At 60.1% G+C, this 21,509-nt stretch carries 25 protein-coding genes; 19 read left to right on the forward strand and 6 right to left on the reverse strand.

The window, feature by feature from the left end; translation table 11 throughout:
* Position 1 precedes the first annotated feature (1 nt).
* Together tldD and ACSBQQ_RS19845 are read left to right on the forward strand one after the other, a co-directional pair.
* Entirely contained in the window at positions 2-1,447 is a 1,446-nt protein-coding gene (gene tldD / locus ACSBQQ_RS19840; RefSeq protein ID WP_033648977.1) for a metalloprotease TldD, read from the forward strand.
* Positions 1,448-1,554: 107 nt separating this feature from the next.
* Positions 1,555-2,319 carry a CDP-diacylglycerol diphosphatase gene (locus ACSBQQ_RS19845; RefSeq protein ID WP_033649104.1) on the forward strand — a complete coding sequence of 255 codons (765 nt, stop codon included), beginning with the start codon at positions 1,555-1,557 and terminating at the stop codon, positions 2,317-2,319.
* Positions 2,320-2,364: 45 nt separating this feature from the next.
* Here the strand turns inward: ACSBQQ_RS19845 and ACSBQQ_RS19850 are convergent, their stop codons facing one another.
* Positions 2,365-4,047 carry a PglL family O-oligosaccharyltransferase gene (locus ACSBQQ_RS19850; protein WP_033648978.1) on the reverse strand — a complete coding sequence of 561 codons (1,683 nt, stop codon included), beginning with the start codon at positions 4,045-4,047 and terminating at the stop codon, positions 2,365-2,367.
* Positions 4,048-4,738: 691 nt separating this feature from the next.
* Positions 4,739-5,680 carry a nucleoside hydrolase gene (locus ACSBQQ_RS19855; protein WP_033636166.1) on the reverse strand — a complete coding sequence of 314 codons (942 nt, stop codon included), beginning with the start codon at positions 5,678-5,680 and terminating at the stop codon, positions 4,739-4,741.
* Positions 5,681-5,887: 207 nt separating this feature from the next.
* Here ACSBQQ_RS19855 and ACSBQQ_RS19860 point away from each other — a divergent pair, with 207 nt between their 5' ends.
* Positions 5,888-6,163, forward strand: coding sequence for a zinc ribbon domain-containing protein (locus ACSBQQ_RS19860; RefSeq protein ID WP_033648979.1), 276 nt, complete (start codon positions 5,888-5,890; stop codon positions 6,161-6,163).
* On the forward strand, positions 6,160-6,504 hold the full coding sequence (locus ACSBQQ_RS19865; RefSeq protein WP_033648980.1) for a hypothetical protein: 345 nt from the start codon (positions 6,160-6,162) through the stop codon (positions 6,502-6,504). The genes ACSBQQ_RS19860 and ACSBQQ_RS19865 overlap by 4 nt, the downstream gene beginning before the upstream one ends.
* Here ACSBQQ_RS19865 and aaeR read toward each other — a convergent pair.
* On the reverse strand, positions 6,495-7,406 hold the full coding sequence (gene aaeR / locus ACSBQQ_RS19870; protein ID WP_033636163.1) for an HTH-type transcriptional activator AaeR: 912 nt from the start codon (positions 7,404-7,406) through the stop codon (positions 6,495-6,497). The two genes, ACSBQQ_RS19865 and aaeR, sit on opposite strands and share 10 nt — an antisense overlap.
* 314 nt (positions 7,407-7,720) lie before the next feature.
* On the opposite strand from aaeR, the gene aaeX reads away from it, so the two are divergent.
* From aaeX to ACSBQQ_RS19895, 5 genes are all read left to right on the forward strand, one after another.
* Positions 7,721-7,924, forward strand: a complete 204-nt coding sequence (gene aaeX, locus ACSBQQ_RS19875; RefSeq protein ID WP_004936952.1) for a p-hydroxybenzoic acid efflux pump operon protein AaeX — start codon at positions 7,721-7,723, stop codon at positions 7,922-7,924.
* A gap of 7 nt (positions 7,925-7,931) precedes the next feature.
* Positions 7,932-8,867 (forward strand): p-hydroxybenzoic acid efflux pump subunit AaeA, encoded by a 936-nt coding sequence (aaeA, locus tag ACSBQQ_RS19880; RefSeq protein WP_033648981.1) that lies wholly within the window; start codon positions 7,932-7,934, stop codon positions 8,865-8,867.
* Entirely contained in the window at positions 8,867-10,834 is a 1,968-nt protein-coding gene (gene aaeB, locus ACSBQQ_RS19885; RefSeq protein WP_049234171.1) for a p-hydroxybenzoic acid efflux pump subunit AaeB, read from the forward strand. Before aaeA ends, aaeB begins: the two co-directional genes overlap by 1 nt.
* 280 nt (positions 10,835-11,114) lie before the next feature.
* The gene (locus tag ACSBQQ_RS19890) at positions 11,115-11,582 is read left to right on the forward strand and encodes a ribonuclease (RefSeq protein WP_033648983.1); all 468 of its coding nucleotides are present in this window, start codon (positions 11,115-11,117) and stop codon (positions 11,580-11,582) included.
* Positions 11,583-11,587: 5 nt separating this feature from the next.
* Complete coding sequence (locus tag ACSBQQ_RS19895; protein ID WP_004936963.1) at positions 11,588-11,887, forward strand: barstar family protein; 300 nt, start codon at positions 11,588-11,590, stop codon at positions 11,885-11,887.
* Positions 11,888-11,917: 30 nt separating this feature from the next.
* Here the strand turns inward: ACSBQQ_RS19895 and yjgA are convergent, their stop codons facing one another.
* Positions 11,918-12,466, reverse strand: a complete 549-nt coding sequence (gene yjgA / locus ACSBQQ_RS19900) for a ribosome biogenesis factor YjgA (protein WP_004936968.1) — start codon at positions 12,464-12,466, stop codon at positions 11,918-11,920.
* A 190-nt stretch (positions 12,467-12,656) separates the two neighbouring features.
* Here yjgA and ACSBQQ_RS19905 point away from each other — a divergent pair, with 190 nt between their 5' ends.
* The 4 genes from ACSBQQ_RS19905 to cybC all read left to right on the forward strand — a co-directional run bounded on the left by ACSBQQ_RS19905 (position 12,657) and on the right by cybC (position 15,382).
* Positions 12,657-13,019, forward strand: coding sequence for a type II toxin-antitoxin system RelE/ParE family toxin (locus tag ACSBQQ_RS19905; protein ID WP_033648984.1), 363 nt, complete (start codon positions 12,657-12,659; stop codon positions 13,017-13,019).
* Positions 13,003-13,341 carry a helix-turn-helix domain-containing protein gene (locus tag ACSBQQ_RS19910; RefSeq protein ID WP_033648985.1) on the forward strand — a complete coding sequence of 113 codons (339 nt, stop codon included), beginning with the start codon at positions 13,003-13,005 and terminating at the stop codon, positions 13,339-13,341. The genes ACSBQQ_RS19905 and ACSBQQ_RS19910 overlap by 17 nt, the downstream gene beginning before the upstream one ends.
* Positions 13,342-13,516: 175 nt before the next feature.
* Positions 13,517-14,857: a metalloprotease PmbA gene (gene pmbA / locus ACSBQQ_RS19915; protein ID WP_033648986.1), complete on the forward strand. Its 1,341-nt coding sequence runs from the start codon at positions 13,517-13,519 to the stop codon at positions 14,855-14,857.
* A 138-nt stretch (positions 14,858-14,995) separates the two neighbouring features.
* On the forward strand, positions 14,996-15,382 hold the full coding sequence (gene cybC, locus ACSBQQ_RS19920; RefSeq protein WP_060388259.1) for a cytochrome b562: 387 nt from the start codon (positions 14,996-14,998) through the stop codon (positions 15,380-15,382).
* 4 nt (positions 15,383-15,386) lie between these two features.
* Here the strand turns inward: cybC and ACSBQQ_RS19925 are convergent, their stop codons facing one another.
* Positions 15,387-16,169, reverse strand: coding sequence for an AraC family transcriptional regulator (locus tag ACSBQQ_RS19925; protein ID WP_041036839.1), 783 nt, complete (start codon positions 16,167-16,169; stop codon positions 15,387-15,389).
* Between the two features lie 283 nt (positions 16,170-16,452).
* Here ACSBQQ_RS19925 and ACSBQQ_RS19930 point away from each other — a divergent pair, with 283 nt between their 5' ends.
* The 3 genes from ACSBQQ_RS19930 to ACSBQQ_RS19940 are packed head-to-tail and all read left to right on the forward strand — an operon-like array spanning position 16,453 to position 19,566.
* Positions 16,453-17,907: an FAD/NAD(P)-binding protein gene (locus ACSBQQ_RS19930; protein ID WP_049234175.1), complete on the forward strand. Its 1,455-nt coding sequence runs from the start codon at positions 16,453-16,455 to the stop codon at positions 17,905-17,907.
* Positions 17,904-18,785, forward strand: a complete 882-nt coding sequence (locus tag ACSBQQ_RS19935) for a formyltransferase family protein (RefSeq protein ID WP_060388258.1) — start codon at positions 17,904-17,906, stop codon at positions 18,783-18,785. Before ACSBQQ_RS19930 ends, ACSBQQ_RS19935 begins: the two co-directional genes overlap by 4 nt.
* Positions 18,778-19,566, forward strand: a complete 789-nt coding sequence (locus tag ACSBQQ_RS19940) for a sulfite exporter TauE/SafE family protein (RefSeq protein WP_033636153.1) — start codon at positions 18,778-18,780, stop codon at positions 19,564-19,566. The genes ACSBQQ_RS19935 and ACSBQQ_RS19940 overlap by 8 nt, the downstream gene beginning before the upstream one ends.
* Positions 19,567-19,603: 37 nt before the next feature.
* On the opposite strand, the gene rnk is transcribed toward ACSBQQ_RS19940, so the two are convergent.
* Positions 19,604-20,014: a nucleoside diphosphate kinase regulator gene (gene rnk, locus ACSBQQ_RS19945; RefSeq protein WP_004936993.1), complete on the reverse strand. Its 411-nt coding sequence runs from the start codon at positions 20,012-20,014 to the stop codon at positions 19,604-19,606.
* Positions 20,015-20,458: 444 nt separating this feature from the next.
* Here rnk and ACSBQQ_RS19950 point away from each other — a divergent pair, with 444 nt between their 5' ends.
* Genes ACSBQQ_RS19950 through ACSBQQ_RS19960 form a run of 3 tightly spaced genes read left to right on the forward strand, consistent with a single transcriptional unit; the run spans position 20,459 to position 21,483 of the window.
* Positions 20,459-20,785: a glycine dehydrogenase gene (locus tag ACSBQQ_RS19950; RefSeq protein ID WP_086557014.1), complete on the forward strand. Its 327-nt coding sequence runs from the start codon at positions 20,459-20,461 to the stop codon at positions 20,783-20,785.
* Positions 20,786-20,821: 36 nt separating this feature from the next.
* Entirely contained in the window at positions 20,822-21,187 is a 366-nt protein-coding gene (locus ACSBQQ_RS19955; RefSeq protein WP_033636151.1) for a glycine-rich SFCGS family protein, read from the forward strand.
* Positions 21,187-21,483: a DUF4312 family protein gene (locus ACSBQQ_RS19960; protein WP_041036832.1), complete on the forward strand. Its 297-nt coding sequence runs from the start codon at positions 21,187-21,189 to the stop codon at positions 21,481-21,483. The genes ACSBQQ_RS19955 and ACSBQQ_RS19960 overlap by 1 nt, the downstream gene beginning before the upstream one ends.
* Positions 21,484-21,509: the final 26 nt, after the last annotated feature.

Raw genomic sequence — 21,509 nt, forward strand, 5'->3', positions numbered from 1 at the left:
TATGAGCCTGACGTTTGTCAGTGAGCAGTTACTCGCTACCAACAAGCTGAGTCATCAAGACCTGTACCAGGTACTGGGTCAACTGGCAGAACGCCGTATCGACTACGCCGATCTCTATTTCCAGTCCAGCTATCACGAAGCCTGGGTGATCGAGGACGGCATCATCAAGGATGGCTCTTACAATATCGACCAGGGCGTCGGCGTGCGCGCCGTCAGCGGCGAGAAGACCGGTTTCGCCTATGCCGATCAGATCACCCTGAATGCGCTGCAGCAGAGCGCCCAGGCGGCGCGCAGCATCGTGCGCGAGCAGGGCGACGGGCGGGCGCACACCCTGGGCGAAATCGGTTACCGGGCGCTGTACCCGCTGCTCGATCCGCTGCAAAGCCTGCCGCGCGAAGAGAAAATCGCCCTGTTGCACCGCGTCGATAAAGTGGCGCGCGCCGCCGATGCGCGGGTGCAGGAAGTGAACGCCAGCATCACCGGCGTTTACGAGCAGGTGTTGGTGGCTGCCACCGACGGCACGCTGGCGGCGGACGTTCGCCCGCTGGTGCGGCTCTCCGTCAGCGTGCTGGTGGAGCAGGACGGCAAGCGTGAGCGCGGCTCCAGCGGCGGCGGCGGCCGTTTCGGTTACGACTATTTCCTGGAAAGCGTCGACGGTGACGTGCGCGCCGATGCCTATGCCAAAGAAGCGGTGCGCATGGCGCTGGTCAATCTCGGAGCGGTGGCGGCGCCGGCCGGCAATATGCCGGTGGTGCTGGGGGCCGGCTGGCCTGGGGTGCTGCTGCACGAGGCGGTGGGCCACGGCCTGGAAGGCGATTTCAACCGGCGCGGCACCTCGGTGTTCAGCGGCCATATGGGCGAGCTGGTGGCTTCCGAGCTGTGCACCGTGGTGGATGACGGCACCCTGCAAGGGCGCCGCGGCTCGCTGGCGATCGACGACGAAGGCGTACCGGGCCAGTACAACGTGCTGATCGAAAACGGCGTGCTGAAAGGCTACATGCAGGACAAACTCAACGCGCGGTTGATGGGCGTCGCGCCGACCGGCAACGGCCGCCGCGAGTCCTACGCGCATCTGCCGATGCCGCGCATGACCAATACCTACATGCTGGCGGGCCAATCGACGCCGGAAGAGATCATCGCCAGCGTCGAGTACGGCCTGTACGCGCCGAACTTTGGCGGCGGCCAGGTGGACATCACCTCCGGCAAGTTCGTGTTCTCCACCACCGAAGCCTACCTGATCGAGAAGGGCCGCATCACCAAACCGGTGAAAGGGGCGACGCTGATCGGCTCCGGCATCGAGGCGATGCAGCAGATCTCGATGGTCGGCAACGATCTGGCGCTTGATAAAGGCGTGGGCGTGTGCGGCAAGGAAGGCCAGAGCGTGCCGGTGGGCGTCGGCCAACCGACGCTGAAACTGGATACGCTGACCGTCGGCGGCACGGCGTAATCTTTCCTCAAGGGGCCACGCGCTGGCTCCTTGTTCATTCCCCATGTTGCGTTTTTTCTCGCCCGCGCAAAGAGTGCTGTGCGGCGATGATGCCGAGAAAGATGACGATGGCGTGCTTTGGTGTCTCTATCCAGCGTTGGCTGCTGTTACTGGGCGTTTTGTCCCTGACGGGCTGCGCCCGTTCCGATGCGCTGTGGGGCGTGGTCGATAAGCTCTGCATGGCCAACTATCAGCAAAAGCGAGATCCGGCCCCGTGTGAGCAGATTTATATGCCGCAGGGGAAAGCGCAGGGCTTTAGCGTGCTGCAAAACCCGCGTTATCCCTATCATTTCATTCTGGTGCCGACGGCGCCGCTTTCCGGCATTGAAAGCCCGCTGCTGCTGGCCGGAGAACGAACGGACTATTTTGGCTATGCATGGCTGATGCGTTACCGGCTGGCCGCCGAGTATGGCGGGCCGGTGCCGGACGACAGGCTGGGCATGGCGATCAACTCCGCTTACGGCCGCAGCCAGAACCAATTGCACATTCACCTGACCTGTCTGCGCGAGGATGTGCGGCGCCAGCTGCAGGCGGAACGCCCCTACATACAGGAACAATGGCGCCCCTTGCCGGATAAGCTGCTGCGCCACACCTACTATGCCCGCCGCGTGATGCAGCCGGCCGCGATGGGCATCTACCCGATTAGGGATCTTGCGGATTATTTTCATCTGTCGCCGCCGCAGCTGGCGGAGTATGGCGTGGCCGTCGTCCCGACCACGTTTGCCGGCCAACGGGGTTTTATCTTGCTGGCCTCGAAGCGCGGCTGGGACGTCGGCAACCGCGCCTCGGTAGAATCGCTGTTGGATAAAACGTGCGCGATTTTGCCGCGTTAATCTCAAGACGGCAGGTGAGAGCGATGCGCTCTCACCTTATTCTTCCTATCTGAATCGCGCATCCCGCGCAAACAGGAAAGCGGCCTCCCGCAGGCGAGCGTCGGCTTCCGCCTGAGCCCCCTGATAGCGCAAGATCATGATTAGCGTGGCGTAGACGTTGGCATCGATGCGGCGTTGCAGATAGGCGTTGGCCCACTGCCGATAGCCGGTCAACAGGGCATCATCACGCGTTTGGTTATAGACCAGCAGCGCGTGAGATTGCTCGTCGAACGTTTTGCGCTCCCGGTAGATCCAGGCGGCCGGCGGCGGCATCTGCTCGATGCTGTCGATGGTGGCCAGCATGGTGCGCTCCGATTGGGTGAGCGCCATGCGCCCTTGCCAGGTGAAGACCGCCATCGCCAACACGCCGACTGCCGCCATCGCCACCGGCAGGCTCAGGGCTTTAGCGAACGGCAGGGGGCGCGGCTCGCCGGTTTGGCCGTCCAGCAGCGCCAGCAACAGCAGAAACACCAGCCAGTGCGGCGTAGACAGATAGAAAGGGTATTCCAACTGGGTGTGCACCAGCATCGGCAGCAGCACCAGGAACAGGCCGACGCGGGCACCGGCCGGTTGCTCGCGATCCCGTTGCCAGGCGCGTTTCAGCAGCAGCGCGCCGGCGACGAGGACGATAACGATCCCCGCCAGCGCCGGCAGGCCGCCCTCAACCCACCACAGCAGGATTTCATTGTGCGGATGCCCGGCGACTTCCAGCACTTCTCGCCAGGGCATTGCCTGTAGGCGGAAGTGCGCGAAGCTGTATTCAAAGCCGCCGTAGCCCCAGCCCAGCAGCGGTTTGGCCAGGATCATGGCGCCGACGTCATGCAGCATGGTGAGGCGCGCACTATTGGAAAGCTCCCGACCGATCAGACCCGCGCGGCCATCCAGGCCGAAACCGGTGAACAACACCGTGGTGCCGATCGCCACGCCCAACAGCAGCGCGCCGCCGGCCCAGCAGCTTGCGGCCGGGCGCTGGCGGGCAAAGCGCCACAGCAGCAGCGCCGCCGCCAAGGCGCCGCCCAGCCAGGCGGCGCGTGACTGGATCAGCACCAGCAGGGCGGAGAAAGCGGCCAGTAGGGCGAGCAGCGGGAGCTGCCGCCGCCGCGTCGGCGTGGAGAGGGGGGCAAGCAGCAGCCAGAGCGCCAAAGCCAGCCCGGTGGCGATAAAGCTGCCCAGCACGTTCGGCTGTTGGAAGACGCCATAGACCCGGTGGCCGTTGGGGGCCACCCAGGCTAGCGCGGGGGCGAACAGTTGCAGCGCCGCCAGCAATGCCTGAACGCTTACGGCGAACAGCAGGCCGTACAGCAACAGATCGCGTTGCCGGGTGGTGAGGCGCAGCTGCAGGCAGGCGACATAGAACAGCCAGCCACCGAGCAAACCGGCGCTGCGCCACAGGGCGTCTTCGCGCCACTCGGCGCGGGTATACAGCAGCGGCAGCGCCAATACGGCGATGCCGAGCAGCAACAGGCGTGCCGTGGGGGTAAGCGAAAGACGGGTACGGCCAAGGCAAACGCTGGCGGTCACGAGCAGCGTGGTCAGCGCCATGGCGCTCCAGGCCAGAATGTTTTGCGGCAGCGCCAGGCCGCCGCCGCCCATGTTGGGGTGATAAAACGGCAGGATCGCCGCCATCCAGATCAGCAGCAGGGGCAGCACGGCGATAGCCGGCGCGTTAATGGCGGTTTTATCGGTCATGGTGAACCTGCCATGTTTCGATATCGATCATTGAATGCATATTATTAGGATTCCCTATCCTTATCCTGGTGTTTAAATTCGCTGAAGCTTCAATACCTAAAATTTTTTATGGAAATTGAAAAGACTTCCTGTTGAAGCGATAAATAAGTTTTTCCCCTGTGAGCGCGGGGACGGTTTATATAAAAAGGGGTAAGCCGTATTTCAGTTGCCTGCAAAGGGTGTTTTATTTGTTTGAAAAAACAGGGTTGTCATTTTCTCAAATTCATCTTGCTCCAGTCAATTTTTGATCCTTTATTTTATTTTTGTATTAAAATCAAAACATTGGGATTTTTTGTATGTAGTAAAACGCCGTGTGTACGACAACGAACGCCTGGGCCGACAGGCGATGTAGCCAATGAGATAAGCATTTTCTTGTTAAATCGTTGTTGCCAATGACGGCACGGCGATCGTGGTTTTATTTACCGCTGTTTTTTATTTTTATTTTATATTTTCTTTATTGAACCTGTATTTATTTTCATTAAGATTCTTCTTGTTTTTTATTGGTTGTTTTTAAATTTTATTTAAATCCATTTTATTAAGATTGTTCTGTTACTGTGGAAATAAAGGGGTGATGATCCCCCTATCCCTGTTGCCGTGCCGCAAGACGGATTAACGCGCCTGTAAAAGCGCGTTAATCCACGCTTCACAGACCTCACTCCACTTCGCCAATCCGTTCCAGCGCATCCACCACCAGATCCCAGAATTTATCCTGATCCAGTTTGACCGCCACCTGAGTGTGGCAGTCCGGCGGCGGCGGCGCGCGGAAATCCGCGACCGTCATGCCCAACGTCAGGGTGCCGGTGAGTTCGATATCCACCGGCGCTTTGCGCACCGTCATCACGCTCGGATCGATCACGTAGGCGACGGCGCAAGGATCGTGTACCGGCGGGGCGCTGAAGCCCTGCGCCTGTTGGTACATACGGCCAAAGAATGCCAGCAGTTCGCCGACGAAGGCGGCCGGCCGGGTGCCGAGGGCGGCGATACGCGCGCAGACTGCCGGCGTGGCCAAAGCCTGGTGGGTAAGATCCAGCCCGACCATGGTCAGCGGCCATTTTTCGTTGAACACGATGTGCGCCGCCTCGGGATCGATTTTGATATTGAACTCCGCCACCGCGCTCCAGTTGCCCACATGGTAGCCGCCGCCCATCAGCACCACTTCCTTGACCCGCTCGGCAATGCGCGGCTCTTTGCGCACCGCCATGGCGATATTGGTCAGGCCGCCGGTCGGCACCAGCGTCACGCTGCCGGGCGGGTGGGCCATCACCGTATCGATGATCAGATCCACCGCGTGGCGCGAGTCCAGCTGCAGGTGAGGTTCCGGCAGCACCGGGCCATCGAGGCCGGAATCGCCGTGGATATCGGGCGCCACTTCGATATTGCGCACCAGCGGGCGCGGGCAGCCGGCGGCGAAGGGCACACCGGTGATATTGGCGATGCGCGCCACCGCCAGCGCGTTGCGCGTCACTTTGTCCAGCGTCTGATTGCCCACCACGGTGGTGACCGCCAGCAGGTCGATCTGCGGATTGCCCCAGGCCAGCAGCAGGGCGATGGCGTCGTCATGCCCCGGGTCACAGTCCAGTATGATTTTTTTCATGGTTATTCCTGATGCAGGGAGAGGTTCCCGCAGCATAACGCAGCGCGGCGGCGTGGGATAATGCCGATGGTGCTTTTGTTAACGGCATCAAAGCCTTGCCACTTTTACGATGTAATGAAACGTAAAGCCTGCTCGCGGGGCTTTACCCTAGAGGTTACTCCAGGGTTTACAGTGAGCTTCAGCGTCAATGCACAGAGGAGAGGCGGGATGAGCTTACTGAAAAGGTTGTTGGGGCAAGGCGGTATTAACCGCGGTCATCAGCGCGCGGGCCACGGCGGCGGGCATCATGGCAACCGCTATAACCAGCATGGCGAGCCGGGGCCGCAGTGTCCGGAATGCCAGGCGGTGAATAAATCGGGCGCGCGTTATTGCCACCGCTGCGGTCAGCCGTTTGCCGCGCTGAGCGCCACCTGCGGCCAGTGCGCCGCGCCGCTGCCGCCGGGCAGCCGCTTTTGCCCGCAGTGCGGCGGCGGTGTGCCGTGAACCGGGGCGGTTGGACGCTAGCGCTGCTGCTGGGCGCCATGGCGCTATGGACGCTGCTGGCCTGGGGCGTAGCCGGCGTGCTGGCCTGGCTCCCGGCGTTGGCGGAAGCGGCCGGCGGCGCATCGCTGCCGGTGAACGGCGCGCTGAGCCTGGTGCCGCAGGCGGTGCTGGACGCCTGGCTGCCGTGGCTGAAACAGCTGGGCAGTGGGCTGGCGAGCTATTTTCCTCTGCTGCTGAACTGGGCGGGCTACGCCGTCTGGCTGCTGTGGGGTCTCGGCATGTTGGCGCTGATGCTGCTGGGCGCGCTGGCGCACCGCTATTTGAGCGCCGCTCAGCGATAGCCCTGATAGACCGCCGCCACGCGTTCGAAATAGTCGGTTAGGTAGTTGATGCACACCTGTACCTTCAGCGGCAATTTGTCCTTCTCGGTATAGAGCGCGTAGATCGGCCGCGGATCCGAATGGTAGCTTTTGAACAGGATCTCGATCTCGCCGCGCTTGATCTCTTCGATCACCCACATCAGCGGGGCGTAGGCGATGCCGGCGCCGTTTTTCAGCCAACGGATCATGGTGGAGGAGTCGTTGGTGACGAAGCGCCCCTGCGGGGAAATGCGCGTGGTGATGCCCTCCGGCGACATCAGTTCAAATTCGCTGTCGGGCCGCACGCTGTACTCCAGCCAGGAAAAGTTGACCATGTCGCTCGGCTTCTGCGGCGTGCCGTGCTGGCTGAGGTAGCTTTTGGCGGCGCACACCACCATCGGCATCTGCCCCAGGCGGCGGGAGAACAGGCTGGAGTCCTGCAGCTCACCGGTGCGGATCACCAGATCCAGCCCGTCGGTGATCAGATCCGGTGCCGGAATGCCGGTCACCAGGTTGACCGTCAGGCCAGGGTACTCTTTCATCATCTCGGCGGTCATGTTCGCCAGCACGTTTTGCGCCATGGTGGATGAGCTGCCGATGCGCAGCGTGCCGGCGGGGGTATTGTTAAACGCGTACAGCTGCTCATGCACTTCGCTGACTTCCTGCAGCATGCGCCGGCAGCCCTGATAGTAGATTTTGCCGGCCTCGGTCAGGCCGATACTGCGCGTGCTGCGGTTCAACAGCTTGACCTGCAGCTCATTTTCCAGTTTCGAGACGGTTTGGCTGATCGATGAAACGCTCATGCCGAGTTGGCGCGCGGCCGCGGTAAACGACCCGAACTCAACCACTTTGGCGAATACCGACATCCGTTTTAATCTTTCCATTATTCACTCTGGCTTAAAAGTGATTTAGATCACAGATTGTTGATGCCTTGATAGTAAGCAGGCTAATATAACGTGGTCGGGTGAATAGACCTTACCAACGTGCGAGAGCGATCGGCAACGCAATCCTGCCGCTCCTCCGGCACCCTCGCAATCCCTGTCGTGGATGTCTGCCCCAAAGTTTAACCTTTTTTCGGGTTCGTGACCTGGACAAGCTGCCTGGTCAAGATTTGTGGCGCGCGCACGCTAAAATGTAAAGAGAATGTGAATGGCGAGACCTGTCTTTCCCCGGCGCAGTGAACAATAAGGAAAAAGTGATGAGTTTGCTTCCGGTTATGGTCATCTTCGGACTGTCGTTTCCGCCGGTGTTTTTCGAGCTGCTGGTGTCGCTGGCGCTGTTTTTCCTCTTGCGCCGCCTGCTGCAGCCGACGGGGATTTACGATTTTGTCTGGCATCCGGCGCTGTTTAACACCGCGCTGTATTGCTGCTTGTTTTATCTGATTTCATGTCTTTTTGTTTGAGGTCGCTGTGAAAAATTTTTCGATAAAAATAACCCGAATCGCGATCACTTTGATTCTTGTGCTGCTGGGCATCGTCGCGGTATTCAAGGCCTGGGTGTTTTACACCGAGTCGCCGTGGACGCGTGACGCCAAGTTCACCGCCGACGTGGTGGCGATCGCGCCGGACGTCAGCGGCCTGCTGACCGACGTGCCGGTGGTGGATAACCAATTGGTGAAGAAAGGGCAGGTGCTGTTCGTGGTCGATCGGCCGCGCTATGAGCAGGCGCTGGCGCAAGCCAGTGCCGACGTCGCCTACTATCAGACGCTGGCGGCGGAAAAGCGGCGCGAGGCCGGCCGCCGCGTGAAGCTGGGCGTGCAGGCGATGTCGCAGGAAGAAATCGACCAGTCGAACAACTCGCTGCAGACCGTGCAACACCAGCTGGCGAAGGCCGTGGCGACGCGTGAGCTGGCGCAGCTGGATCTGGAACGCACCACGGTGCGCGCTCCGGCCGATGGCTGGATCACCAACCTCAACGTACACGCCGGCGAATACATCACCCGCGGTTCGGTGGCGGTGGCGCTGGTGAAGAAAGACTCCTTCTACATCCTGGCCTATCTGGAAGAAACCAAGCTGAACGGCCTGAATAAGGGCGATCGTGCGGAGATCACCCCGCTCGGCAGCAACCGCATCATGCATGGCACCGTCGACAGCGTGGCGGCGGCGGTGAACAACAGCAGCAGCACGGTGAACAACAAAGGATTAGCCTCGATCGACAGCAACCTGGAGTGGGTGCGCCTGGCGCAGCGCGTGCCGGTGAAGATCCTGCTGGACGCCAAGGACCAACAGCATCCGTACCCGGCCGGCACCACCGCCACCGTGGTGATCGTCGGCAAGAACGATCGCAATGCCGACAGCGGCTCGCCTTTTGTGCGCCTGATGCACCGGCTGCGTGAGTTCGGCTAATGAACAGCCCAACCTTTATCCGGCTGAGATTCGCCTTCAAGCTCAGCTTCGCGATTGTGTTTGCGCTGTTCGTCGGCTTCCATCTCAATCTGGAAACCCCGCGCTGGTCGGCGATGACCGCCGCCATCGTCGCCGCCGGCCCGGCCTTTGCCGCCGGCGGTGAACCCTTCTCCGGCGCCATCCGCCACCGCGGCTGGCTGCGTATTATCGGCACCTTTATCGGCTGCTTCGTCGGCCTGCTCATTATCATCACCACCGCCCGCGCGCCGGTGGTGATGCTGCTGTTGTGCTGCATCTGGGCCGGTTTCTGCACCTGGCTCTCTTCACTGATCAAGGTCGAGAACTCCTACGCCTGGGGCCTGGCCGGCTATACCGCGCTGATCATCATCGTGACGGTCGCCACCAGCGAGGCCCATCTGCTGGAAGCGCCGCAGTTCGCCATCGAGCGTTGCAGCGAGATCGTGCTGGGCATCGTCAGCGCCGTATTGGCGGATCTGCTGTTCTCGCCGCGTTCGATCAAGCAGGATATCGATCGGGCGGTGGATCAGCTGCTGGTGGATCAATATCGCCTGATGCAGATGTGCATCAGCAACGCCGACAAAGAAGACATCGACCGCGCCTGGAGCAATCTGGTGAAGAGCACCACGGCGCTGGACGGCATGCGCAACAACCTGATGATGGAGTCTTCGCGCTGGCAGAAGGTCAATCGCCGGGTGAAGGCGCTGCATACCCTGTCGCTGACGCTGATTACCCAGGCTTGCGAAACCTACCTGATCCTGGTGAATCATCCGGACGTGCTGCAAGCGAGCCTGCGGGAGCAACTGATGGTGCCGGCGGAAACCCCGCAGGAGATCCACAGGCGCATGAAGCTGTTGCGCCAGGTGCTGACCACGCATCGCTCCGAAGAAACGCTGCCGACCCTCACCGGCTGGGTCGGCGCGGCAACGCGCTACCTGCTGCTGTCGAAGGGCGTACACACCAACGGCAGCATCAGCGCGGTGGAAGAGGACGTGTTGAGCAATGAAACCGTGGTCAAGCCGACCTCGGCGGAAGGGCATCATGCGATGATCAACGGCCTGCGCACCTTTGTGGCCACGGCGTTCGGCTGCCTGCTGTGGCTGTGGACCGGCTGGACGTCCGGCAGCGGCTTTATGGTGATCATTGCGGTAATCACCTCGCTGGCGATGCGCACCCCGGCGCCGCGCATGGTGGCGATGGATTTCGTGCTGGGCATGCTGGCGGCGATCCCGGTCGGCTCCCTGTTCTTCATGGTGATCCTGCCGGCGACGCAGCAGAGCATTTTGCTGCTGTGCCTCAGCCTCGGCCTGCTGGCGTTCTTCATCGGCATCGAGGTGCAGAAGCGGCGGCTCGGTTCGCTGGGGCTGCTGGCGGGGACCATCAACATTCTGGTGCTGAGCAACCCGATGGAGTTCAACGTCACCCAGTTTCTCGACGGAGCGCTCGGCCAGTTCCTCGGCAGCTGCGTCGGGCTGATGGTGCTGCTGCTGATCCGCGACAATTCGCGCGAACGCACCGGCCGCACGTTGCTCAACCAGTTCGTCAGCAGCGCGGTGTCGGCGCTGACCACCAAGGCGGCGCGCCGTCGGCAGAACCACCTGCCTGCGCTGTATCAACAGCTTAACCAACTGCTGATGATGTTCCCGAACGACATCGCCAAGTATCGTCTGGCGCTGAACCTGATCATCGCCCACCAGCGCATGCAGCGGGCGGAGATTCCGGTCAGCGAAGAGCTGTCGGCCTTCCACCGCCAGATCCGCAGCACCGCCGATCGGGTGGTCTCGGCCAAAAACGACGTCAAGCGCGCCTATTACTACGATCGCTTGCTGGGTGAAATGAACGAGTACCAGCAGAAGCTGGTGGACAATCAGGCGCCGCTCAGCGTCACCGGGCCGGTGAAGCGCCTGGCCGACATGCTGCATCGCTATCGCCACGCCTTGATCGATTGATGCGTTCCCGCCTGTTGCGCCGCGTTGTGCGGCGCCTTCCCCGACTATACTGAAAGCAGCGCCTGGCACGGCGGGCCGTCTCATGTGGTGCGGCCCGTTTTCAGAGCGACTCCGAGTGCCAGAACGGCTGGAAAGTGGCATCATTGTCATGAATGGATGAAACTCTTACCGCCGCGAAAATGTGACGTGCCGGTCATCTTAGTTTCATCCAGGTCGACTATATAGCTAACTAGCCTGGGGGCGCTGCGGTGCCTTCGGCGGCATAATTTCAGGGAATGTCATGAACAAGCGGATTCTGTTGGCGATTGTCATCGCCGTGGTCATCGCCGTCTTCAGCGCGCTGCGCGGCAACGAGCACCGTGCGATCGACGGCAACCCGGCGGTGGCCCAAGCGCCGGCGGGACAGCAGCAGAGCATCGATCGGCTCACGCAGCAGCAAACGGTGGTGAGTTACCTGCAGCAGCATCAGCGGCTGCCGGGCTATTACGTCACCAAGAAGCAGGCGCGCGAGCAGGGCTGGGATCCGCGTTCAGGCAACCTCTGTGCGGTATTGCCGGGCAAGGCGATCGGCGGCGATCGGTTCTCTAACCGTGAAGGGCAACTGCCGAGCGCCGGCGGCCGGGTCTGGCGCGAAGCGGACATCAATTATCAGTGTGGCCGGCGCGGCGCCGATCGCCTGCTGTATTCGAGCGACGGTCTGATCTTCGTCACGCGCGACCATTACAAAAACTTCATTCGTGTGGAGTGAGTTTGATGGCAAAAGTAGAGTTTGATTTCGAACAGATCCAGGATGTGCCGACCTTCTACCGCGATTTCGCGCACAAGTTTGCGCTGGACGAGGGGTTCGGCGCCAACCTCGACGCGCTGTGGGACGTGGTGACCGGCGATATCGGCCTGCCGGTGGAAATCGAGTTCACTCACCTGAATGCCCGCAGCAAGCGTCGTTTCGGCGCGATCATTCTGCTGTTTGAAGAGGCGGAAGAAGAGCTGGAAGGCAGCCTGCGTTTCAATATCCGCGAAAGCAGCGGCGAACCGGCCCATCACCGGGGATGAAACGGGTTCATCCCGGGATGGCGGCGGCGCTTAGTCGGCCGCTTCGGCCAGCTCGCGCAGGTATTGGAAGATCTGGCGGTAAGCCTTAGGCGGCTTGTTGGCGGCCTTCTCTTTCTGTGCGTTGCGCACCAGTGAACGCAGCTGTTGGCGATCGGCGGCCGGATACAGATCCAGGATCGACGGAATCACGTCATCGCCTTCTTCCACCAGACGGTCGCGCAGCGCTTCCAGTTTGTGGAACAGCGAAACCTGCTGGTTGTGGCGGTTTTTCAGCTTGTCGAGCGCGGTCTGGATCGGCTCGATATCGCGGGCGCGCAGCATCTTGCCGATCAGCTGCAGCTGACGGCGACGGCCCTCTTTCTTGATCTTCTGCGCCAGCTCGATGGCGGCGCGCAAATCTTCGTCCAACGGGATGCGGTCCAGCGCGTTTTTGCCCAGATCGACCATTTCGGCCCCCAGGTCTTTCAGCGCTTCGGCATCACGTTTAATCTCACTTTTACTGACCCAGATAATCTCGTCATCGTCCTCGTTTTCATTCTCCGGGACATCGTCGAGCCAGTCTTCAGGCTGTTTGTTCATGGTAGGCTCCGTTAAAAAGAGGCTAATCCTAACAGGTTGTCCGGCAACCCGCCAATTGCGTGCCTTGAGCAAACTGAGTATAGCTGCCACGTTGGGGGATTATCGCGCCTGGCTGCCCGTCTTGGGAATTTGCACGGTTGTTTTTATCACCCTGTCTGTATAAAATTTTATACAAAAGGAGGTGATATTCATGGATGATGGCATCGAGAAAGCCATTGATTGGCGTGGCTCATCGCTAGAGGATTTGCTGGCCTTCCCAATCGATGCGCGAAAAGCGGCAGGATTTGAACTGAGTAAAGTGCAAAGAGGTCTGGAACCCGGTAATTGGAAACCGATGGCCAACTGCGGAAGCGGCGTTATCGAAATCCGTTTATATGCCATCGGTGGGGCATTCAGGGTGGTCTATGTGGCAAAGTTCAGCGAAGCGATCTATGTCTTGCACAGCTTTCAGAAGAAGGCGGAGAAAACCAGCCGCCACGATATTCAGATAATCAAAGCGCGTTATGACGCGGTCATTAATGAGCGGAGTAAAGGTCATGACCAAGCCGATTGATATCGATTCGCGCCACGTTACGCCCGCAGGCGGCAATGTGTTTGTGGATCTGGGATTTTCCGCCGACGAGGCTCGGCAATTGCAAGCGCAGTCCAATGCGGAAATTGCGCAGCTTATCGCACTGAAAAAACAGCTGATGGGTGAGATCAGCGCGTGGATTGAGGAAGAAGGTTATCGCCAGGAGGAGGCGGCGCGTTATCTGCACACTTCCCGGCCGCGCGTGTCCGACGTGGTGAATCAGAAAACCGAGAAGTTCACGCTGGATGCGTTGGTCAACATGATGGCGAATATTGGCAAGTCGGTAAAACTGATCGTCGAGTGATGCACGGCTTTTGCATGTTATCCCGGCTTTGCCGTTCGGCTTTATGCGAAATTCAACGCGGTTCCTGTTAGACTCAACGGCAGAGATCTCAGGATTTTTGCGCGCCGCTCCGCGTGCACAACTACGCCGCTCCGGCACTTTTCTCAACGATTTTCTGATTAATTATGGCAGATTGATGAAAGTAGTCACTCAAGTTGCAGAACAGCGCAAGGCGCTGGAACAGGCCGTTTCTCAGGCGCTGGAGCTGGCCCGCGCCGGTTCCGACGCGGCGGAAGTCGCGGTCACCAAATCGACCGGTATCAGCGTCAGTACCCGCTTCGGCGAGGTGGAAAACGTCGAGTTCAACAGCGATGGCGCGCTGGGCATCACCGTGTATCACCGCCAGCGCAAAGGCAGCGCCTCTTCCACCGATCTCAGCCCGGACGCCATCGCCCGCACCGTACAGGCGGCGCTGGATATCGCGCGCTACACCTCTGAGGATCCTTGCGCCGGCCCGGCGGAGAAAGATCTGCTGGCGTTCGAGGCGCCGGATCTCGATCTGTTCCACCCGATCGAGCTGGACGCCGAGCGCGGCATCGAGCTGGCGGCGCGCGCCGAGCAGGCTTCGCTGGCGGCGGACAAGCGCATCACCAACACCGAAGGCGGCAGCTTCAACAGCCACTACGGCATCAAGGTGTTCGGCAACAGCCACGGCATGCTGCAAAGCTACTGTTCCAGCCGCCACTCGCTGTCCAGCTGCGTCATTGCTGAGCAGGACGGCGATATGGAGCGGGATTACGCTTACACCATCGGCCGTGCGATGGGCGATCTGCAAAGCCCCGAGTGGGTGGGGCAGGAGTGCGCCCGCCGTACGCTGGCGCGTCTCGCGCCGCGCAAACTGTCGACCATGAAGGCGCCGGTGCTGTTCGCCTCCGAGGTGGCCACCGGGCTGTTCGGTCATCTGGTGGGCGCCATCAGCGGCAGCAGCGTTTACCGCAAATCGACCTTCCTGCTGGACTCGCTCGGCAAGCAGATCCTGCCGGCGTGGCTGACCGTCGAAGAGCATCCGCACCTGCTGAAAGGGCTGGCGTCGACGCCGTTCGACAGCGAGGGCGTGCGCACCCAGCGGCGCGATATCGTCAAGGACGGCGTGCTGCAAACCTGGCTGATGACCAGCTACTCGGCGCGCAAGCTGGGCCTGCACAGCACCGGCCATGCCGGCGGCATCCATAACTGGCGCATTGCCGGGCAGGGCGCCGACTTCGCCGGCATGCTGAAACAGCTTGGCACCGGCCTGGTGGTCACCGAGCTGATGGGCCAGGGCGTCAGCGGCGTCACCGGCGATTACTCGCGCGGCGCCGCCGGTTTCTGGGTGGAAAACGGCGAGATCCAATATCCGGTCAGCGAGATCACCATCGCCGGCAACCTGAAAGACATGCTGCGCAACATCGTCAGCGTCGGCAGCGATATCGAAACCCGCAGCAATATCCAGTGCGGTTCGGTGTTGCTGCCGGAAATGAAGATCGCCGGCCAGTGATCCTCTGCGCGGCCGGCGCCCGCCGGTCGCGCGTTATCCCGCCTCAACCTTGCTTACAAATCTCCGGTTTCGGTTTTGCCCGGCCTTGCCTATGGTAACGGTGGGTTAATTAAAACAATAACTGGAAGGTGAGCAAACATGCAGAATACCCTGAAAGCGCTGGCGGCGTTGACGCTGCTGGCAGCCAGCTCGCTGGCGGTCGCCGCCGATCTGGGCGACGATATGGACACCCTGGCGGAAAACTACAAAACGGTGCTGAATACCGATTCCGCCGCCACCCTCAAACAGAGCCTGCAAAACATGCGCGCCGCCGCGCAGGACGCCAAACAGGGCACCCCGCCGAAGCTGGAAGACAAAGCCGCCGACAGCCCGGAGATGAAAGATTTCCGCAGCGGGTTGGATACCCTGATCGGCCAGATCGATCAGGCGCTGGCGATGGCTAACCAGGGCAAAGTCGCCGAAGCGAAGCAGCTGGCGCAGGGCTTCAAGCAAACCCGCGACGCCAACCACAAGAAATTCCGCTAACCCGTCAACCGTCGCGCCCGTCTTCCGTCAGATAGGAGGAGGGCGCCTGCCCCAGCACGCGGCGAAACATGGTTGAAAACGCCGCGCTGCTGTCATATCCCATCTCCATCGCCACCTGCGTTACGCTGCGCCCTTCGGCCAGCAGCGCCAACGCCAGCACCACGCAGGCGCGCTGGCGCCATTGCGAAAACGGCAGGCCGGTCTGCGCGCGAAAGAAGCGGCTGAAGGTGCGAATGCTCATGTACAGACGAGGGGCCCACCGCTGCGCGGAGTCGTGGGCGTCGGGGTGCTGCAAAAAGGCGCGGCACAGCTCGCCCAGCCGGGGATCGGCGGGCAGCGGAATGTGCAGGGGCAAGGGCTGCAGCCGAGCCAGCTCATGCAGCAACAGCGTCGCCAGCGCTCCGTCGCGCCCCTCTTGTGCATACTCCAGCGGCATATCCACCGCCGCCATCAACAGCTGGCGCATCAGCGGGGTGACGCTGACCACCTGACAGACCTGCGGCCGTTCGGCGGGCAACGCGCCGGGTTCGAGATAAAGGCTGCGGGTGGTGACGCCGACCATCCTCACCGCGTGCGGCATCTGCGGCGGCAGCCACACTGCGTGCTGCGGCGGGACGACCCAATTGCCTTGCTGCGTGAAAACGTGCATGACGCCGGTGGCGCCGTACAACAACTGCGCGCGCCGGTGGCTGTGCATCGGCAGCAGGTGCCCCGGCGGATAATCGGTGCCGATGGCGATCACCGCGCGCGTTACGTGGTCGATGTCATCAATGCGGACGTTGCGCATGTGTTCCCTTTGGCGGGCAGATTGGCCGAAACGCAATGATAGTTGGCCCTTCATATAAAGCAAGCCAACGGCCGTCGCCCTACTATCGGAGCAGAAAAATAACGCTTGTTCGGGGCGCCGCTATTTTATCGGCCATATAGCCCGTGCAAGTTTTCACACCGGGGTGGGACGAAGATTTTCGTTCTCGCAATACAAGAAGTTAATAAGGAATAAATCGTCTTTTTATTCCAACACCTGAAGCAATAGTTCTTAGCGCAGTTCAATGACTATAAGGTGATATTTCATGTATAAGTTCGGTGTGGTTGGCGGCGGAGCCGCCGGGATCGCTTTTGCGTATAACTTTATAAAAAATAAGTCGGTTAATCATTGCAAAAGGCCGCTTTCCCTGACGGTGTTCGACAAGCAGGGCTTCAAGGGCGGTATGGCATACAGCAGCGATTTTGACAGCCATATATTAAATATGACGCCGGAAAATATGTCGGCGGATATTTTCGACGATGCGCACTTCGTCGATTGGATCGCCATGCATTTCCCACAGTTTTGCCAGGATCGTTATCCGCCGCGCTGGCTGTATCGGGAATATCTCGATTTTATTCGCGACATGACGATTTATATGGCGGCGGACAGCAACGTAGCGCTGAATTTCATAACCGCCGAAGTGAATACCATCGCGCCGCTGGAGGCCGGCTACCGGCTGACCACCACCTGTGGCGGCGCCGAACAGATGAACGCGCTGGTGCTGTGTTCGGGGCACAACCCGCCGGAATGTCTCTATCCGGTGGATGGGGTGATCGCTTATCAGGCCCACCAGGATCTGCCGCCGATCAACCCTTATTCGAGCATCGGCGTGATCGGCTGCAGCCTGACGGCGATTGACGCCATCGTTGAGCTGATGGAGCGTCTGGGGGCGACCGACATCTGCGCCCTGTCGCGCTCGGGCCTGTTCCCCAGCGTGCAGCCGGCGCTGATGCGTCCGCCGCCGGAGGCGTTTGTGGAGGGGGTTCGGCGCTTTGTCGCCGGCCGCGATTTCATTGACGCGCATCAACTGGTGCATGCGATCAACGCCGCGCTGGCGCGCCACTATCCGGGGCCGGAGCGGTTGACGGTGCTCTCGGCGCTGGGGGAAAGGCGCGATTGTTACCGCGATCTGGCGGAAAGCCTCGATCGCGCGCGTTTTGCCCGGGAGCATATCTGCAGCTATCTGGCGGCGATCCACCCGGCGGTGTGCGCCGCCTGGGTCAAGATGGATGCCAACAACCGGCAGGTCTTCATGCGCTTTTACAACTCCTCCTGGATGCGCAATCGGCACGCCATGCCGATCAAGAACGCCAACAAGATCGTAGCGGCGTTGGAGAGCCAACGCCTGCGCGCCTGTGGCGGCCTGGCGGATATCAGCAAGGGAACGGACGGGTTTATCCTTCGTTGCCATGAGGCGCGGGTACATGCGCAGTATCTGTTCAACTGCACCACGCCGTCCTATCAACTGCCGCCCAACCGGCTGAGCCAGCAACTGCTGCAAGACGGGCTGGTGCAAGAGAACCTGTTCGGCGGCGTGAAGTGCAACCCGCACACGCTGAAAATCGCCGACCGGCGCGGCCGCGAGCAGCATCTCTACTCGCTCGGCGCGCCTGCCAAGGGCGATCTTTTTTACACCTCGGCGATGGAGTCCATCACGCGGGATATCAGCAAGATCGTGTTCAACAACCCTATTTTCAACGCAAAGAAGGCTGAAGCATGAAAAACGTAGCGCTCTTTGTCGGCAACGACATTTTCTCCTGGCTGGTGTGTCAGGATCTGATCGCCACCCTGAAGGGCGAGTGTGCCTTTACGGTGTATTTCCCCCTGGCGAAAAGCGCCGGGCGCACGCAGGAGCCGGCGGTTCGCCGCCTGGGGCTGTATGAGCGCGAAGTGCTGAACGATTTCGTGTTCCCGTTCGTTGGCCGCAACGCTGCCGCCTGCGAGGGGGCCTATCAGCCGCCGGCCCTGTTCCTGGCCGCCGCCGGGGTCAAAGCGCATCGCGTTCTCGACATCAATGACGCCGCGTTTATCAGCAGCCTGGGGCATATGGATGGGGTGATCTCCCTGCGCTGTTATCAGAAATTCTCCGCCGACTATGTGCGCGCCTTCAGCCGACGCGGCAAGCTGCTGTGGAACCTGCATCCGGGGGACTTGCCGCGTTATCGCGGGGTGATGACGCTGTTCCGCGCGTTGATGAACGGTGACAGGGACTGTGCGGTAACGCTGCATGAAATGGATGAGCACTGGGACGCCGGCCCGGTTATCGCCCGCCTGCCCGCCGAGCTGCGTCACGATCTGTCGTTCCTGGAAAACATGATGCTGTTGGGCGTGCAGAGTGGCTCTTTCCTGGCGCGCCGGCTGATGTTGGCGGAGCACAGCGAAGCGATCGCGGCGGAAAAGCAGGGCGATTCGCGCTATTGGGGCTTCCCGGACGCGCAGACGCTGGCGCAGGCGGAACAGGCGGGCATTGAGCTGGTGGACCATGACGCCGTGCGCGAGCAGTATCTGGGGCTGTTCGTCGGCGATCGTTTCCACCCGCTAGCGGGGCAGTTCTGCGCCGGGTTCGACGACTTCGTGCGGGCGCACGGCCATGATTGAAACCTTGATTGTACTGGGTGCCGGTTTTCTGACCGGCATCACCACCATTCTGTTCGGCTTCGGCGGCGGCTTTGTGGTGGTGCCTTTCGTCTATCACCTGATCTCCGCGTCGGGCGAGCAGCCCGGCCAGGCGATGCATATCGCGGTGGCGACCTCGACGGCGGTGATGATCCTCAACGCGAGTTACGCCACGCTGACCAACTGGCGCAGCGGCAACCTGCTGCGCGAAACCATCGTGCCGCTGATCTTTTTCATCGGCATCGGCGCGGCGCTGGGCGCGTTCGCCTCTTCGCTGCTGGCGGACGGCGTGATCCGCGGGCTGTTCGTGGCCTATATGGCGGTGACCATCGCCGACTGTCTGTTCCGCCGGGGCTTCCTGATCAAACCGGCGCGCGCCGAACTCTCCCCCGCCACGCTGTGGGGCGGCGGGCCGCTGATCGGCGGCATCGCCACCCTGTTGGGTGTGGGCGGCAGCGTGATGACGGTGCCGCTGCTGCGCCGCCATGGTTACGACATGAAGTATTGCGTCAGCGCCGCCAACCCGCTGTCGATCCCGGTGGCGGTGATCGGCGCGCTGATGTATATCGTGTTGGGGTGGCGCGAGATGAGCGGGCCGCAGTATCTGGGCTACGTCAATCTGAACGTTCTGGGGCTGCTGGTGGTGGCGGGGATTGCGGGGATCGTATTTGCCAGGCGCTGTTTGCCTAAGGTGAGCGATGCGCTGCATGCCAAAATCTACGTGCTGCTGCTGATCGCCGTGCTGATCGCTATCTGCGTCTGAAACAGAAAGGGCGGCCGGATGCCGCCCTGAGAACCGCTTAACGGTGGTATTCGCCCGCCGCTTCCGGCTGGTACAGCAACTCCAGCACTTCAATCCGCGCTTCTTCACCGTTCGGCAATTGCCAGGAAATCTGCTTGCCGACGTGCATGCCGAGCAGCGCTGCGCCCAGCGGCGCCATCACCGACAGCTGATCGTGGCTGTCTTTCAGCGATGCCGGGTAAACCAGCGTGCGCACGTGCTCTTCATCGGTGTGCAGATCGCGAAAACGCACGCGGCTGTTCATGGTCACCACGTTGGCCGGCATTTTTTCCGGCGGCAGGATTTCCGCGCGATCCAACTCGTCGTTCAGCGCGGCGGCGACGTCGGTGTTGGCAAAGGCCGGTTGTTCCAATAGCGCATCCAGGCGTTCCGCATCCAGCTCATTAATAGTAATGATGGGTTTGGTCATTCCACTCTCCAGTCAAATCAAAGGGTGCCAGTCTGTGCACCCATAAATTCGGAAAAACAACACAAAGCAACACCCCCGCGCCAGAGGAGCGGGGGTGTGGGTAATGTCGATTTGTCCCATTGATAGTAGGCGGTTGGGACGAGAAAAGAAAGAGATCCCGATCACGAAGGCTTTTATCGTCAATTGTGGCGAAAGAAACGGTTAGCCCGGTTATCTATTTGTTATCTCATTAACTTTTTCACCGCAGCGCCGTTTTGCGAAATGGATCCCCGCGCGTCATGCGATTTCCACTTCGAACTGGAAAAAACCGGTCTACACAGAAAATCCTACCGGGGGTAGGGTAAAGACATCACAGAAAGCGGGTTATTCAGGTGATGCGCTTTACGGCTTACTGATTAATGTGGGATCTAGGGGTACTGAAAAGTGAATGATGGATCTGCTTCGATAAAAGAAATTGAACAATCCGATGTCAGCGCAGCCGGTGAGATCACCGCTCGGGTGTTGGCGGATATTGCCGCGATGCTGAATGCTGAAAATATTTATACCAATGCGGTGCAGCAACAGATGCTGGAATCGCATATTCGCGCCATGGTGCAGCGTTCAATAACCGGCGAGCCGTTGCCGGAGGTGGATAAATCGTTGTTCGACGAAATCTCCGCCGAATCCATGCAAATGGCGGAGCGCGTGGTGAATCAGTTTGGCACATTGCCTATCGAAGAAGCCTATTTATTGTCGGTGCACTTCGAAGTGGCGAAAGATAATAACGCATAGCGGTTAACGCATCGATTTCAATCAGGAGAATATACCATGGGTCAAATTACCGTAGTGATCGGCGATCGTTTGGGTAAAGGGCAAAAAGTCGGCCAGGGCGTTGAAAACGCAGGCGGAAAAGCGGTGGTTATCCCCGGCGTGGCGGCGGATATGAAGCTGGGTGACGTCATGAAAGCGGAAAACGCGCAGCTGGGCATCTCTTTTTGCGGCAGCGGCGGCGCCGGCGCGATTACCGCGCAAACCAAACACGGCTACAAAGCTAAATACGGCATGCGTTCGGTGGAAGAGGGCGTGACGGCAATTAACGAAGGCTGCAACGTGCTGGGCTTCGGCTTTATGGATAAAGAAGAGTTGGGCCAGAAATTGGTGGAAGCCTACATCAAAAAACATGGCAATCCATAATGAAAGAGCAATATACCACATCGGTAAAGGTGGAGGGTAAAGGCGACAGCAAAGCGAAAGCTTTTGCTTCCGCCTTGGCTAATGTGCAGGGTGCGGTATTAAAGTCCACCAACAATATTCTGCTGCGTATCGAGCCGCAGGACGTCAGCGTCGTGAGAGCGGAAGAGAAAATAACTAAAGAGAAATTTCTTTTCTTCTTTTTGCCGCGTGAAAGAAAGAGCTATGCCGTTTCTCTGGAAATAACCGTGAGCGTAACCATTATCAATACCGAGAAGGTTGTCTTCGTCACGAAATAAAAACGTTAGCATAAATGAAAGGGTAT

Origin of the sequence: Serratia sp. G204Y, assembly GCF_051172435.1 — a bacterium.
Taxonomy (GTDB): Bacteria; Pseudomonadota; Gammaproteobacteria; order Enterobacterales; family Enterobacteriaceae; genus Serratia; species Serratia sarumanii.

Coding starts and splice junctions, on each gene's coding strand:
- tldD (WP_033648977.1), top strand. CDS start 2: ATGAGCCTGACGTTTGTCAGTGAGCAGTTACTCGCTACCAACAAGCTG.
- ACSBQQ_RS19845 (WP_033649104.1), top strand. CDS start 1,555: ATGGCGTGCTTTGGTGTCTCTATCCAGCGTTGGCTGCTGTTACTGGGC.
- ACSBQQ_RS19850 (WP_033648978.1), bottom strand. CDS start 4,047: ATGACCGATAAAACCGCCATTAACGCGCCGGCTATCGCCGTGCTGCCC.
- ACSBQQ_RS19855 (WP_033636166.1), bottom strand. CDS start 5,680: ATGAAAAAAATCATACTGGACTGTGACCCGGGGCATGACGACGCCATC.
- ACSBQQ_RS19860 (WP_033648979.1), top strand. CDS start 5,888: ATGAGCTTACTGAAAAGGTTGTTGGGGCAAGGCGGTATTAACCGCGGT.
- aaeR (WP_033636163.1), bottom strand. CDS start 7,406: ATGGAAAGATTAAAACGGATGTCGGTATTCGCCAAAGTGGTTGAGTTC.
- aaeX (WP_004936952.1), top strand. CDS start 7,721: ATGAGTTTGCTTCCGGTTATGGTCATCTTCGGACTGTCGTTTCCGCCG.
- aaeB (WP_049234171.1), top strand. CDS start 8,867: ATGAACAGCCCAACCTTTATCCGGCTGAGATTCGCCTTCAAGCTCAGC.
- ACSBQQ_RS19890 (WP_033648983.1), top strand. CDS start 11,115: ATGAACAAGCGGATTCTGTTGGCGATTGTCATCGCCGTGGTCATCGCC.
- ACSBQQ_RS19895 (WP_004936963.1), top strand. CDS start 11,588: ATGGCAAAAGTAGAGTTTGATTTCGAACAGATCCAGGATGTGCCGACC.
- yjgA (WP_004936968.1), bottom strand. CDS start 12,466: ATGAACAAACAGCCTGAAGACTGGCTCGACGATGTCCCGGAGAATGAA.
- ACSBQQ_RS19905 (WP_033648984.1), top strand. CDS start 12,657: ATGGATGATGGCATCGAGAAAGCCATTGATTGGCGTGGCTCATCGCTA.
- ACSBQQ_RS19910 (WP_033648985.1), top strand. CDS start 13,003: ATGACCAAGCCGATTGATATCGATTCGCGCCACGTTACGCCCGCAGGC.
- pmbA (WP_033648986.1), top strand. CDS start 13,517: ATGAAAGTAGTCACTCAAGTTGCAGAACAGCGCAAGGCGCTGGAACAG.
- cybC (WP_060388259.1), top strand. CDS start 14,996: ATGCAGAATACCCTGAAAGCGCTGGCGGCGTTGACGCTGCTGGCAGCC.
- ACSBQQ_RS19925 (WP_041036839.1), bottom strand. CDS start 16,169: ATGCGCAACGTCCGCATTGATGACATCGACCACGTAACGCGCGCGGTG.
- ACSBQQ_RS19930 (WP_049234175.1), top strand. CDS start 16,453: ATGTATAAGTTCGGTGTGGTTGGCGGCGGAGCCGCCGGGATCGCTTTT.
- ACSBQQ_RS19935 (WP_060388258.1), top strand. CDS start 17,904: ATGAAAAACGTAGCGCTCTTTGTCGGCAACGACATTTTCTCCTGGCTG.
- ACSBQQ_RS19940 (WP_033636153.1), top strand. CDS start 18,778: ATGATTGAAACCTTGATTGTACTGGGTGCCGGTTTTCTGACCGGCATC.
- rnk (WP_004936993.1), bottom strand. CDS start 20,014: ATGACCAAACCCATCATTACTATTAATGAGCTGGATGCGGAACGCCTG.
- ACSBQQ_RS19955 (WP_033636151.1), top strand. CDS start 20,822: ATGGGTCAAATTACCGTAGTGATCGGCGATCGTTTGGGTAAAGGGCAA.
- ACSBQQ_RS19960 (WP_041036832.1), top strand. CDS start 21,187: ATGAAAGAGCAATATACCACATCGGTAAAGGTGGAGGGTAAAGGCGAC.